The 14,261-nt window shown below is 36.0% G+C and carries 12 protein-coding genes and 1 pseudogene; 4 read left to right on the forward strand and 9 right to left on the reverse strand.

The window, feature by feature from the left end; all coding sequences use genetic code 11:
* Window positions 1-7 precede the first annotated feature (7 nt).
* On the forward strand, window positions 8-1,084 hold the full coding sequence (locus M9C83_00580; protein URQ66728.1) for an MFS transporter: 1,077 nt from the start codon (window positions 8-10) through the stop codon (window positions 1,082-1,084).
* Window positions 1,057-2,292 (forward strand): MFS transporter, encoded by a 1,236-nt coding sequence (locus M9C83_00585; GenBank protein ID URQ66729.1) that lies wholly within the window; start codon window positions 1,057-1,059, stop codon window positions 2,290-2,292. The genes M9C83_00580 and M9C83_00585 overlap by 28 nt, the downstream gene beginning before the upstream one ends.
* On the opposite strand, the gene M9C83_00590 is transcribed toward M9C83_00585, so the two are convergent.
* From M9C83_00590 to M9C83_00625, 8 genes are read right to left on the reverse strand one after another with little or no spacing between them, the layout of a single operon-like run.
* Complete coding sequence (locus tag M9C83_00590; GenBank protein URQ66730.1) at window positions 2,289-4,583, reverse strand: MMPL family transporter; 2,295 nt, start codon at window positions 4,581-4,583, stop codon at window positions 2,289-2,291. The two genes, M9C83_00585 and M9C83_00590, sit on opposite strands and share 4 nt — an antisense overlap.
* 5 nt (window positions 4,584-4,588) lie before the next feature.
* Window positions 4,589-5,755: a hypothetical protein gene (locus M9C83_00595; protein ID URQ66731.1), complete on the reverse strand. Its 1,167-nt coding sequence runs from the start codon at window positions 5,753-5,755 to the stop codon at window positions 4,589-4,591.
* Window positions 5,756-6,544, reverse strand: a complete 789-nt coding sequence (locus M9C83_00600; protein URQ66732.1) for an outer membrane lipoprotein-sorting protein — start codon at window positions 6,542-6,544, stop codon at window positions 5,756-5,758.
* A gap of 20 nt (window positions 6,545-6,564) precedes the next feature.
* Window positions 6,565-7,443, reverse strand: a complete 879-nt coding sequence (gene mmsB, locus M9C83_00605) for a 3-hydroxyisobutyrate dehydrogenase (GenBank protein ID URQ66733.1) — start codon at window positions 7,441-7,443, stop codon at window positions 6,565-6,567.
* Window position 7,444: 1 nt separating this feature from the next.
* Window positions 7,445-8,557 (reverse strand): enoyl-CoA hydratase/isomerase family protein, encoded by a 1,113-nt coding sequence (locus M9C83_00610; GenBank protein ID URQ66734.1) that lies wholly within the window; start codon window positions 8,555-8,557, stop codon window positions 7,445-7,447.
* On the reverse strand, window positions 8,550-9,320 hold the full coding sequence (locus tag M9C83_00615; protein ID URQ66735.1) for an enoyl-CoA hydratase: 771 nt from the start codon (window positions 9,318-9,320) through the stop codon (window positions 8,550-8,552). The genes M9C83_00610 and M9C83_00615 overlap by 8 nt, the downstream gene beginning before the upstream one ends.
* Window positions 9,321-9,325: 5 nt before the next feature.
* Window positions 9,326-10,486: an acyl-CoA dehydrogenase family protein gene (locus M9C83_00620; protein ID URQ66736.1), complete on the reverse strand. Its 1,161-nt coding sequence runs from the start codon at window positions 10,484-10,486 to the stop codon at window positions 9,326-9,328.
* Window positions 10,487-10,489: 3 nt separating this feature from the next.
* Window positions 10,490-11,980: a CoA-acylating methylmalonate-semialdehyde dehydrogenase gene (locus M9C83_00625; protein ID URQ66737.1), complete on the reverse strand. Its 1,491-nt coding sequence runs from the start codon at window positions 11,978-11,980 to the stop codon at window positions 10,490-10,492.
* A 45-nt stretch (window positions 11,981-12,025) separates the two neighbouring features.
* Between M9C83_00625 and M9C83_00630 the strand changes: the two are divergent.
* Window positions 12,026-12,856 (forward strand): annotated as a pseudogene (locus M9C83_00630) (nitronate monooxygenase).
* A gap of 10 nt (window positions 12,857-12,866) precedes the next feature.
* A complete protein-coding gene (locus M9C83_00635) occupies window positions 12,867-13,184 on the forward strand; it encodes a DUF1330 domain-containing protein (protein ID URQ66738.1) in 318 nt (105 codons plus the stop codon).
* Between the two features lie 167 nt (window positions 13,185-13,351).
* On the opposite strand, the gene M9C83_00640 is transcribed toward M9C83_00635, so the two are convergent.
* A complete protein-coding gene (locus M9C83_00640) occupies window positions 13,352-14,227 on the reverse strand; it encodes an alpha/beta hydrolase (GenBank protein ID URQ66739.1) in 876 nt (291 codons plus the stop codon).
* Window positions 14,228-14,261 lie beyond the last annotated feature (34 nt).

A 14,261-nucleotide genomic window follows, 5' to 3' on the forward strand; every position in this document is an offset into this window, starting at 1 on the left:
AATATAAATGGAACTATTTAAATCTCGTCTTTTGAGTGAAGGCAGTATTTGGCATATAGGGAGTCTTAGCGCAGTCTATTTATCTCAAGGACTCTCTGGAGGCACTTTATTTGCCTTAACAACATATCTTGTATCTATCGGTGCTTCCGTAAAAGATATCTCATTATTGTTATCTATAACAATGGTTCCGTGGACACTAAAAGTATTTCTTGGGCCAATTATTGATTCATTTACTTTAAGTAGATTCGGTAGAAGAAGATTTTGGATATTGATCAGTCAGGTTGCAATGATGTTAGCTGTCTCACCTTTAATCTTTATTGAGGTGACGCAAGTTAACTTCATCCTTATAAGTTTATTGACGCTTCACAACACGTTTGTAGCAATATCAGATATTGCTATAGATGCCCTTGCTGCAGATAGTTTGCGTAAAGATCAAATGGCTAATGCAAATGGTTTCATGTGGGGGAGCAAGACCTTAGGTAGAGGTTTTGGGATGGCTTTGGCCACTTCTATTTTTTATGGGTATGGAGTTAACGAAGGATTCTTAGTCTTGATTTTATTGATGTCCTTAGCTTTCCTATTTCCGATTTTTTCAAAGGAGCTTTCCCATAAGGCTGGGCAGCAAGAGCAGTCCTATAAAGATCGACTTACACTTAATGAATTACTTAAAGGAGTTAACCAAAGCTTATTAAATAGAAGTGCATTTGCAGCAATAACATTTATGCTTTTCTCAAACATCGGATATGGAATATTTGATGTAATTTACAACGAATTCTATATTAAAGTTCTGGGTTGGACTGGAGAGGATATAGGCTCTTTGCGGCCCTATGGCATGTGGTTAGGAGGATTGATAGGTTTATCTGCAGGTTTATTAACTATCTATATTTCAAAAAGATTTCTTCTACTATTTTTTATTACCGGACAAGCTTTTATCTTTCTCGCGGTAAGTAGTTTTAGCACTGAGACTTCTGATCTGATTTCATCAATAGCTATCATAGGTGTAGATGCAGTTGACGCAGGATGGTCAGTTCTAATATTTTCTATTTTAATATATAAATGGAACTATTTAAATCTCGTCTTTTGAGTGAAGGCAGTATTTGGCATATAGGGAGTCTTAGCGCAGTCTATTTATCTCAAGGACTCTCTGGAGGCACTTTATTTGCCTTAACAACATATCTTGTATCTATCGGTGCTTCCGTAAAAGATATCTCATTATTGTTATCTATAACAATGGTTCCGTGGACACTAAAAGTATTTCTTGGGCCAATTATTGATTCATTTACTTTAAGTAGATTCGGTAGAAGAAGATTTTGGATATTGATCAGTCAGGTTGCAATGATGTTAGCTGTCTCACCTTTAATCTTTATTGAGGTGACGCAAGTTAACTTCATCCTTATAAGTTTATTGACGCTTCACAACACGTTTGTAGCAATATCAGATATTGCTATAGATGCCCTTGCTGCAGATAGTTTGCGTAAAGATCAAATGGCTAATGCAAATGGTTTCATGTGGGGGAGCAAGACCTTAGGTAGAGGTTTTGGGATGGCTTTGGCCACTTCTATTTTTTATGGGTATGGAGTTAATGAAGGATTCTTAGTCTTGATTTTATTGATGTCCTTAGCTTTCCTATTTCCGATTTTTTCAAAGGAGCTTTCCCATAAGGCTGGGCAGCAAGAGCAGTCCTATAAAGATCGACTTACACTTAATGAATTACTTAAAGGAGTTAACCAAAGCTTATTAAATAGAAGTGCATTTGCAGCAATAACATTTATGCTTTTCTCAAACATCGGATATGGAATATTTGATGTAATTTACAACGAATTCTATATTAAAGTTCTGGGTTGGACTGGAGAGGATATAGGCTCTTTGCGGCCCTATGGCATGTGGTTAGGAGGATTGATAGGTTTATCTGCAGGTTTATTAACTATCTATATTTCAAAAAGATTTCTTCTACTATTTTTTATTACCGGACAAGCTTTTATCTTTCTCGCGGTAAGTAGTTTTAGTGCTGAGACTTCTGATCTGATTTCATCAATAGCTATCATAGGTGTAGATGCAGTTGACGCAGGATGGTCAGTTCTAATATTTTCTATTTTAATGGCACTTTGTACTTCAAATACCAGCGCGACTAACTTTGGGATTTTTATGGGTTTTGGGAATATATCCATGTTGATAGGAAACAACATCGCTCCCCTAATTTTAGGTTCAGGAGATTATAGCTTTGCTTTTATAATTGCTGCTTTAACGCTAATTCCTTGTTGGCTTTGTGGTTACTATTTAACTAAGACTTAATCAAATTTTCTTTTATCAAATCTTACAAGTAGATTTGGGAATAGAAAGAAATCAATAATTAGCGCGAAAACAAAAGCGAGTATAGAAAACTGGGCAAAATTATGCACTGGAAGAAAGCTTACAAGATGCAGAACTGAGAAGCCTAGAGCTAGAATGACTGTCATAGCTATTAAAGCAAAGCCAACCGCCTCAAAGGCATATAGCACTGCATCTTCTGGACTCTTATTCAGTTCTTGCCTTGCTAAATCATATTTACTGAGAAGGTGTACTGTGAAGTCAACGATGATACCCAAAGTAGAACCCATTCCAACTGCGACCATGAAATCTATTTGACCGTCTATGATTGCCCAGATACCGAAAGCACTCGCAATTGGAAGGATATTAGGAAAAGATGAAAGAAATCCAAAATAAGCTGATCTAAAGAAAAATCCTATTACAGTTATGATTAAGGCCATACCTATAGTCACACCAATCAATAAAGAGTTCACTACGGCTTCCATCAAGTAGACAAAAATAACTCTGAATCCAGCAGGCTTTGAAATCGTGCTTTCAAGATTGTTATCCTTAAGATATGTAGAAACCTTTTTATCAAATACAAGATATTCTTTAGAGGTCATTTCTCTTAATGTTGCAGCTATCCTAGTAGAGCCTCTATCTTGGCTTATCGAGGTATTAAGATCCAGCCCCATAGGAAGAGACATTTCATAGAAGAAGAGGTATTGAGAGGATAACTCTTGATCTTCAGGTATAACTTTCATCTCTAAATCATCTCCATGCATGCTTTTGTTGAGTGATTTCATTGTTCTTGCTAGAGATGTAACATGAGTAACTTCATTTTGTTTCTCTAGCCACATGGAAAAATTATCAAGGCTTTCAAGAAATTCTGGATTTGAAACACTGCCATTATCAGACGTAGCCTTGAAACTAATGGGGAAGCTTGCTCCAAGCTTTTTATCTAGCCATAAAACATCGGGTCCAAAGCTAGTGTATTTCTCTGAATACATTTGAGTAGGATTCATATCTAACTTATTCATAGGAATTAATAAAATCATTAGTAAGCTAGACAAAGGAATTATCAAAAGAAAAGCCTTTTTATTTGACAGACTAAAAATTGCAATCTTTCTAGACAAGTTAACTTGTTGTTGAGTTGATTTCGGAATTTTTACGTTTAAAAATGATATGAGAGGAGCGATAAAAAAGATTGTGTAAAAGAATGCAAATAAAACACCAATAGAAATGCCATTACCGAGATCCCTTAAAGGCTCCACATCAAGAGCATTGAATGACAAAAATCCAATACAAGTAGTAACTGTAGTCAGAAAAAGAGGTTGAAGATTCAATTCTAAACTTTTTATCATTGAGTTTTTACTAGTTTCTCCTCTGTTGCGTTCCTGAAAATAGATCGCAAAAAGATGAATGCAGTCAGCTAGTGCAAGGGTAATAATTAAAACTGGGTAAGTAATTACCATTTGATTAAGCGCATTACCCAAAAGACCGACTGAACCGAAGGTTGATCCAATTGTGAGGATGATGACTCCAAAGGTCGAAAAAACTGCAGCAAGACTCCTTAGTACAAATAATATAGACAAGAAAATAACTAAAAACATTAGACTCATGACCGGTGGTATTTCTGCCTCAAGCATTTTTGGATCCATATATTCCTGATAAGGATTGCCTAATATTCTTATGTCTAGTTCAGGATTTTCTTTCTTAGCCTTATCAAGATATTCCAGAACATAATCAATAGTCACTTCTAGGTTTGCCTCCTTATTGGGCTGAGGGGGATCTATAACTAGGTTTATGATTGAAGTCCTCTTATCTTTAGAGATTACCGAGCCATATATAGCTTCCTCGCCTTCTACTAATAAGGATTTTTCCTTTATTTCCTGATCGGTTAGAAGAAGAGCATTTTCAATGAAAGGCTCTACTAATAAATCATCATCAACTGATCGAACATAAGAAAAGTTTGTAAGGCTATCGACCCTCACTGAAAATGGAGTCGTCCATGACAATTCAGTAAGTTTTTCTATTACATTTAAAGTTTCTTTCTTGAAAATTGTCTCTTTCCCTCCACTTATCGCGATAATTAAACTATCAGTTGGAAGAAACGTATCATCTATATCTTCCTTTAACTCGGTAGCAGGATGTCCTTTCGGGAAAAATGTTTCTAAATCAGGATTGAATGTTAATTTAGATAGACCCTGAGATAATCCTAAGAATAATGCGATGCAAAGAACTATTGATAATTTCCTATATTCGATTATCAATCTAGCTAACACCTTTTTATTCATACCTATTAATCACCCATGTAATATATAAGTTCAAATCTCAAGAAATCGTCCTCTTTATAAGCCTGAAAAAGTTTGAATTCTTCATTATCCTCATTTGTATCATCGAAATAAAATCCTTCAATAGATATGGAACAACATATGCCCAACCTTCTAGATGCTTCCAATAGAAATCCTAGTTCTTCGGATTTTTCATCATAGATTATCCCCGATAATATTTGAGTATCGGATGTATCATTAATTGTAAGTCTTGTACCTATTACTGCTGGCGAGCTTGGGAGTCGATCATCATGATTTGCCTCTACAATCCATCCTAGATCAAGTCTAGAACCAAAAATACCCACTTGCGTGTACTCAAAACCATATGTTGCAGCTGTAAATCTATCCTCCTGACCGGACCTAGAGATAATTTCTGATTTAATAGCAAAGCTTCCCAATAAATATTGGAATTCAAATCCCGTTTGATCAATCACCTCATAAAGAGGAACTAACTCTTTCAGATTTTCATTCGTTAGAATAAACCTAGGTTCTCTTGAAGTTCCAGAGAAGTGAGAAATTGCTACTTCCAGTTGATCAAAATAATTGCTCCACCTAAAGGCAAAATCCATTCTTTTATTTTTTGCAGCGGATAAGTAATGAGGTCTATCAGTATCAACGATCATCGGCTGTCTGAGTCTTCCGTCATAACCTGAGAAAGTCCTTTCCCGAAAACCAAGCAAAGCATAGAAATCTATTAGGCCCCAATTTTCTTCGAATGACACCTTAACCATAGGTTGACCGAGTTTATCCTCGCCATCTAAACTTTCAACAGCATCAGTTTGATTGATTATATCTACTCTATGAGTTGTTTCTGTTACACCCCAAAATTCTTTACTTACCCCATATTTGATTTCTTTATCTTCTAGAATGTTTATTAGGTATAGCTCTTGTATGTCGACTAAGTTTCTCTCGGTGTCTATATTGTCTTTCCTTAACTTTGGTTTAAAGTGGAAAATGGAATCTTCGTTCTCATGAAATATTTCAGGTGATAATGTGAATGAGGAATGATTTTTTTCTTGTCCTTGAAGGCCAGAATTAAAGAAATATCTATTATCAAAAGAGTACTCTCCAATAATCTCTGCGTGAAGGGCAGGGCATAGGAAAGCAATAAATACTCCGAGAAATTTATAAGACATTTATCTAGATCTTTTAAGACTATTTTGAGTGAAATCTCTATCTGTAAAGCCATTATTAAGCTTCACATTTTCAAATAAAAGGATAGAACTTTTTCCATTTTGATGGTTAATCATTTCCACTTTATGCGGTTGCCAAAAGAAACCTTCATATAATTTATATTCTTCAAATTTTTGTGTTTTCAGATGAAAAGATTTTCGATCAAAAAGATGTATCTTGTGAACTAGATAATTTTCTTGATCAATCCATACCAGCTGTTTTGTATATCCTGAATAAGGATCTAGTGGTGTTCTTTCAATAACAAAGCATTTGAGGTTTAAATAATCCTCTTCTCCAATGAATTTATATTCGTATTTTTCCACCTCCTGGAAAGAGAAATCTTCAAAGGAGAACTCACTTCCTAAAAATGGGCCAGATTTATTTTTTGAGGCGATCCTCTTTACTCTTTTTAATGCAGGCAAATAAAGCCATTGATCGTCTGATTTAACCTTGTGTGCATAAGACAAAATTGCAACTCCTTTAACATCTCTGGGACTTTCAAATATTGCTATTGATTTATCTCCATCTCCTGGAACTTCTAATCTTTTGAACCTTAATTTTCTTGTGACTACATCACCTTTTCTATTGATTAAGTTCATGGTCATATCTGATGAACTATCTATAAATCCACTATTATTTTGGTCACTGAGTATAGCAATTTCTAAGGCATCATTAGCATAGGTAGGATTAGAAACGGAGAGGACTATTGCGGAGAATATAAAAATTTTTTTTCCAAGATTTACTAAAGACATTACTTTCCTTTTATATGTTACTAAAGATACTTTTTTTGAATGCTTGAGAAATCTAGTGTACCAAATCCTTCATCCATCATCTCCTCATAAAGCTGCATAGCAAGTTTGCCCATAGGGGTAGTTGATTTTGATCCCAGAGCTAATTCTGATGCTAATTTAAGATCCTTAAGCATTAAGGAATTTAAGAATCCACCTGAATAATTCTCACTAGAAGGAGCTGTCTCCATGACTCCTGGATAGGGATTATATTTTTCCAGAGACCAATTTCCTCCTGAACTATTCTTCATGATTTCAGAAAGAACTACTGGATCTAATCCATTATTAACGCCTAAAGCGATAGTTTCGGCAGTGCCACACATATGGACAGCCAACAACATATTATTACAGAGCTTGGCAATCTGGCCAGAACCTGATTCACCTGCATAAAATATTTTATCTCCCATGATTTTAAAAAGACTTAAACCTTTCTCTAGATCGGCCTGGCTTCCACCTACAATAAATGTAAGATTTCCCAATTCAGCTCCCTTCACACCCCCCGACACTGGAGCATCAAGCATTGAAATACCATAATTTTTTGCTATCGTGGAAATTTTCTTACTTATTTCAGGACTGATAGTGGATGATTCAATAATAAGTGTTCGCTTATTAATAACTTCAAGCAAATTATCCTCTAAAAATATTTTTTCTACTGAACTACCGTTTGGTAGCATTGTAATGAGAGCATCTATATCTTCTAAAACACTTTTAGAGTCTTGTTTAATCGACATTCCTAAATTTTCAGCTTGTTTAAGGGCTTTTTCGGATAAGTCAAATGCATTAACCTCGATTCCTGTCTTTGAAATATTATTAGCCATTGGCAGGCCCATATTCCCTAAACCTATAAAACCTATTTTTTTCATTTCAGAGATCCTCCAAAGGATTTTTATCCCAGGCTACATCAGTATGCCTATCAAGCCATTCTGACGGCACGTTTGATATTGAATCATATTTCCATTTAGCTTTATTATCTTTATCTATTATGAGTGCTCGGATACCTTCCTTAAAGTCACCTATCCTAGTTATTTGAATTGCCATATTAAGTTCAAATTGAAATACTTTTTTTAGATCTAAATGTGATGAATTCTGACACTGCAACCAAATCAGATGTGCAGATGTAGGGCTCCCTCTCTTCAATGAATCTTTACCTTTCAAATACCATTCATCATTACTTTGATTCGACATAATATTCTTAGCAACTTCATGAAGATTTGAAGCATTAGTAAGTGACTGAATATTGCTTAATTCGTCTTTGAGCTTGCTCTTCGGAAAATTATTTAATTTATTTGTGTAATCAGCTTGGTGAACAATTGAATTCAATATTTTTAAGTTATCCTTTTTCATGTCTTTCCACTCGATTTCTTGGATCTCTTGAAAAAATTTTTCTAAATCTTCTGAGCTTAATGAACAATCTGTCAAATTACAAAAAAGGGTATCAGCAGCATTCAATTGAGTTGAAGTTAGCATGATATAAAGACCCAATCCTTCTGGTAAATCTTTTATTACAGATGTAAATCCTACATCTGGAAATAAACCAACACCAATTTCTGGCATTGCAAATTTTGTTCTTTCTGTAGAAATCTTAAAACTACTTCCAAACATCAGGCCCGCGCCACCACCCATTACAATACCGTCTATGATGGAAATTATAGTTTTGGGAAAATTATGAAGCTTATAATCTAGTCTATATTCAGACTCAAAAAACGTTTCTGCAAAAATTGGACCGTCGGCAGAACACATTGATTCATATAATGCTCTGATGTCACCTCCAGCACAAAAGGCCTTATCCCCTGAACCGTCCATTATGATCAATTTTATTTGGGGATCAGCTTCCCATTTGTCTAATAGTTTTGATATCTCATTGACCATATTTAATGTTAATGAGTTTAATGTTTCGGGAGAGTTGAGAGTTATATAGCCAATTTTAGTATCATTCCGACACTTTAAAATCTCAACCAATAATTCATCATCAGGCATTTTGCCAATTTGGTTTTCTTTTATCTAAGAATGCATCTACACCTTCTTTTTGATCTTTTGTATCAAATAAATTTACAAAAGGTTTAAGTTCTTCTTGATAAGGTTCGCTTGAAAGACGTGCTTTATGAATTAGCTCCTTGCATTTTGCAATGCTACTAGGACTTTGGTTTGCAACGGAAGTGGCAATAGATAAAGCGGCTTCTAAAGACTTTCCATCTTCAACCTTTTCTTCAATTAAGCCTATTTTAAGGGCTTTATCAGGTCTAATTTGTTCACCAGTTAAAATAATTCTTTTAGCCCAGCCTTCACCGACTAATCTTGGAAGTACTTGAGTCCCACCTCCGCAAGGCAGTAAACCTACCTTAGGTTCAGGTAGAGCAAGAACTGCTTTTTCTTCAGCGACTCTAATATCACAAGCTAATGCACACTCAAGTCCTCCTCCCATAGCAAATCCATTGATAGCAGCTATAGATACACCTCTAAAATTACTGAGTGAATTGAAGGCTCTTGAAAAGGCATTGCTCATTTCTTTGGCTGCATCTTTTCCTCCTTCTTGGAAAACTTTAAGGTCAGCTCCAGCAGAAAAGAATTTTTCGCCTTTTCCAGTTATAACTAAAGAAAAGATCTCATTATCTTGGTTGAGATGCTCAATAATTTCTTCTAATCCTGCCAAGCTCTCAAGATCCCATGTATTAGCACTAGGATTATTTATAGTAACCTTGGCAATGTTATCTATTTTTTCGAGTAATAATTTTTCAGACATAATTTTTATTGGATTATTGAGGCTGCATTTTCCATTATCATTCTTCGCCCAATTATCATTTTCATAATTTCGTTAGTACCTTCTAATATTTGATGGACCCTTACATCTCTTACATATCTTTCTAAAGGATATTCTTGAATATATCCGTAACCTCCAAATATTTGAAGAGCTTCATTGCAAACATTAAAGCCTACATCAGTAGCAAATCTTTTTGCCATTGCAGAATAGATGGTTGCTTCAGAATCATTTTTATCAAGTTTTGATGCTGCAAGTCTTGTTATTGTTCTGGCTGCAATAAGTTCAGTTACCATATCAGCAATCTTGAATTGCATCGTCTGGAATTCAGATATCTTTTTACCAAATTGTTCTCTTTGATTCATATAGTTTTGGGCTTCTTCTAATGCAGATTGAGCTGTTCCTATAGAGCAGGTTGCTATATTTATTCGGCCTCCATCTAATCCTTGCATGGCGATTTTGAAACCTTTTCCTTCTTCTCCTACTAAATTCTCTTTAGAAACTTTCACATCAGTCAAAGATACCAATCTTGTTGGTTGATTTTTCCAACCCATTTTAGGCTCATTTTTTCCATACTCTATGCCTGGTAAATCCGCTGGAATTAGAAAACATGAAATACCTTTCGCACCTGAATCACCTGTTCTGGCCATTAATACAAGACAATCTGTAGCTCCAGATCCTGATATGAAAGCCTTTGAACCATTTAGAATGAAATTATCACCATCTTTTTTAGCTGTAGTGCGCAAAGACGCAGAATCTGAACCTGAACCAGGTTCAGTCAAACAATAAGAGGCAAGCTTCTCACCCGAGCTGAGTTGAGGAAACCATTCTGTTTTTAATTCTTCCGAACCAAATTTGCTGATCATCCAAATCGCCATATTATGAATTGTCATAAAAGCTGTAGTGCTTGTGCAGCCCTGGGCTAGCTGCTCAAAAACTATAGAGGCATCAAGTCTACCTAAACCCATTCCTCCTAGATTAGTATCAACATAGAGTGATAAGAAACCTAACTCTCCAGCTTTCTTAAGAGTTTCTTTAGGAAAAAAAGCTTCTTTATCCCATTCAGCGGCATTAGGTTTCAATTCTTTATCAGAAAAGCTTTTTGCTAAGTCCCTGTAATGTTTTTGATCAGAATTTAAATCGAAATCCATGAACTACTCCAGATTGATGGTTAGGTTTTTTGTGCTTTCTTCATCTTCTTCAAACCACCTTTCAGTCACAGTCTTGGTCTCTGTGTAAAACCTAACTGCCTGTTTGCCATAGGCATGAAGATCTCCATAAAATGATTGTTTCCAACCAGTAAATGAAAAGAAAGGTAGTGGAACTGGTATAGGTACATTTATACCTACTTGACCAACTTCAATTTCATGTCTGAATTTTCTTGCAGACCTGCCAGAGGCTGTAAATATAGAAGTTCCATTACCATATGGATTTGCATTAATTAATTCTATTGCTTCCTCTAAAGTATTAACTTCAATGCAAAGTAAAACAGGCCCAAATATCTCTGTTTTATATATTTCAGATTCAGTTTTTACACCAGAAAATAGGGTAGTACCAATCCAGTTCCCATCTGGAAATCCTTCAACCTCACATTTGCTTCCATCTATTAGGCATTTTGCTTCGCTTTTTCCTTTTTCTATCAAACCAATAATCTTTTCTTTAGCTTGAGCGCTAATAACAGGCCCAAAACCAGATTCTTCAGAGTCCCATGGGCCTGGTTTCACCATTGCCATTTCGTTCTTCAGGTCTTCTATCCATTCCTTCGAAGAACCCACGAAAACAGCAACACTGATCGCCATACATCTTTGACCAGCTGCTCCAACTGAAGATCCTACCAAACTGTCAATAGTTTTATTTTTATTTGCATCTGGCAATACAACCATATGATTCTTAGCCCCAGCGAAAGATTGAACTCTTTTCAGATGTTCAGTTCCTGTTTTATAAATATATTGGCCGACGGGAACTGATCCAACAAATGAAATAGCTCTTATATCAGGATGTCTAATAAGCTGGTCTACTTGATCTTTACCACCATGGATTACCTGTAGGAGATTTGGAGGAGCTCCAGCCTCTGTAAAAAGCTCTGCAAGTTTATTGGAGGTCATAGGATCCTGCTCAGAAGGCTTCAGGATAAAAGTGTTGCCACAGGCTATCGCCATCGGAAACATCCACAAAGGTATCATGGCAGGAAAATTGAATGGAGTAATGCCTAAACAAACCCCCAGAGACTGAGTATAACTATAAGAATCTATTTCTCTTGCAACATTTTCAACAGTTTCGCCCATCAATAAAGGGGTAATATTCGCCGCTTGCTCAACAACCTCTATACCTCTCCATACATCTCCTTTAGCATCTTCAAAAGTTTTTCCATTCTCTTTGCTAAGAATTTGAGCTATTTCATCTTGATTAATTTTAAGAAGATCTTGATATTTCATCATGACTCTAGATCTTTCTGGAGGAGGAGTTTCTCTCCAAGAGAAAAAAGCTTCTTTAGCAGAACTTATGGCACTCTCGATTTCTTCATCAGTAGTGCATGGAGCCTCACAAAGAACTTCTTGTGTGGCAGGGTTTAGAACTTCAATCCATTTTTTTGTAGTACTCTTAACTGAGCTACCGCCTATAAAGAGATTCAATTTTTCAGTCATAAAGTATTTCTTCTTAATTTATCTGAAGTATCTTACTATCTTTCTACACCTGAAGATTTAGTCAAAGAGATAGACAGGACTAGAGAAATGACTGACAAGCCATTTGGGGTAAACCTCACTGTACTGCCGACTATCAATCCTCCTCCTTATGAAGAATATGCGCAAGCTATTGTTGGATCAGGGGTAAAGATCGTTGAAACTGCGGGACGCAGTCCAGAACCCTTTATGGAATTATTTAAAGAGTATGACGTAAAAGTTATTCATAAATGCACTTCTGTTAGACATGCTTTAAAAGCTCAATCTGTAGGTGTAAGTGCAATAACAATTGATGGTTTTGAGTGTGCCGGTCATCCTGGCGAAGATGATATTCCTTCCTTGGTTCTATTACCACAAGCAGCAGAAGCATTAGATGTACCTGTAGCGGGGTGCGGAGGATTTAGCGATGCCAAAAGTATGGTTGCGGCATTAGCTCTAGGCGGAGAGGCAATAGTCATGGGAACTAGATTTATGGCTACTAAGGAAGCTGGTATACATCAAAATGTTAAAGAGAAAATGACAGAGGCAGATGAACTCTCAACAAATCTAATGTTTAGAACTATGCACAATACAGCAAGAGTTTTTAAAAATTCGATATCTGATCAAGTAGTTGAGATAGAGTCTACAGGTTCTGCCACCTTTGAAGATGTTAAGGACCTTGTCGCAGGACAAAGGGGAAGGGTCGTTTTTGAAGAGGGAGATTTAGAACATGGCATATGGTCGGCAGGCATCTCAGTTGCAAGAGTTAAAGACGTACCAACTTGTAAAGAAATGGTTGAAAGGTTAGTCTCAGAAGCAGAGGAGATCATAGACGGAAGACTGCAGTCAGTAAAAGCTTAAGGAGATATCAATGGAAGATGTGAAAGTATATATGGTTGTAAACCTTGAAATTGAAGATAAAGATACTTATCTCAAATATGAAAAAGGTTTTTTCCCTATCTTAAAAAAACATGGCGGTGAGTTTCTAACATTTGACGATTCATTTAGGCATTTGGAGGGACCAGAACCTCTTTCTGGAGGTCGAGTAATAATATTTTCTTTTCCATCTGAAGCTGCAGCAGACGGATGGTACAATGATCCCGAATATCAGGAACTGTCAAAGTTTAGAAAAGAAGGCGCTCCATTACGCTCTTTGAGTCTCATCAAAGGTTTACCTCCAAGGTCCTGATTTATTCAAAAAAAGTGAAGTAAATTAGAAGAAGAAGCATCACATCAACAAACATTAGTACACTGATTGACGTGCAGCCATAAGATATTTCTTCTTTGTGCAATGATTTATGTATTGAAAAGGATAAGTATAAAAAAACAAGAAGGAAAAAAATCTTTATCACCGAATCAAACCCATTTTTTTGCAATATCCTTAATGGCTTTTGCCAAATCTAAAGGCTGGTCCAATAAAACATGATGTGCAGCCTTTTCTATCGCCAACATTGGAGTGCCTTCAGGAACATTCTCTCTCATAAAACTTAGAATTTCGTCGGTCATCATATTGCTTTCGGTTCCGTAAATAATTCCCAGATTACATTTCAACTCAAAAGCTTGATTCTTTGTCATATGTGAAAAGCCTAATTTATCAAAAATTGTGTCATCAAATTTCCATTGGTATCCATTTTCCACTTCTCTGATAGACCATTCGGCTATATATTTAACCAAAAATTCATTTTCACATTCCTGCTCCGGGGTCAGTCTAAATCTCTCTAAAATAGCATCTCTCGTTGGATAGGTTTTTATTCTTCTTATAGGCCCACTTCTAACATGAGTTGAATAGTCATAGGTTGGTGGTCTGATGGGTGAATCTATCATTATTATTCCCCCAAGCTCTTTGTCAGATATAGTACCAGCAAAAGCACTCATAAAACCCCCCATGCTGTGCCCACAAATAATGGGATCAGATATCTCAAAAAAGCCACTATCTTCAGCTACTGATAAGATTTCTTTTGCATAAAGTTGAGCTGAATAGTCTTCTCTATGATCACTATCACCCATTCCGGACATATCTATTGCACTAATTTGAAAATCTTCCAACAATAAAGGGGCTATAAAGTCCCACCAGTGAGAATGACTTCCACTGCCATGAACTAGGACCATGCCAGGTTTAGTTGCATCACCCCAATGTTGATAGTGAACATTTCCATCATCAACATTTATACTCCTTTGTTTCTTTGGTATTGACAAAGCTTCTTTAAACCATTCAGGATGAGAATTCACCATTTAGACATTCCTTTGAAATAAATTTATAGTTAAT

This window comes from SAR86 cluster bacterium (assembly GCA_023703575.1).
In the GTDB taxonomy this organism is placed as follows: Bacteria; Pseudomonadota; Gammaproteobacteria; order Magnimaribacterales; family Magnimaribacteraceae; genus Magnimaribacter.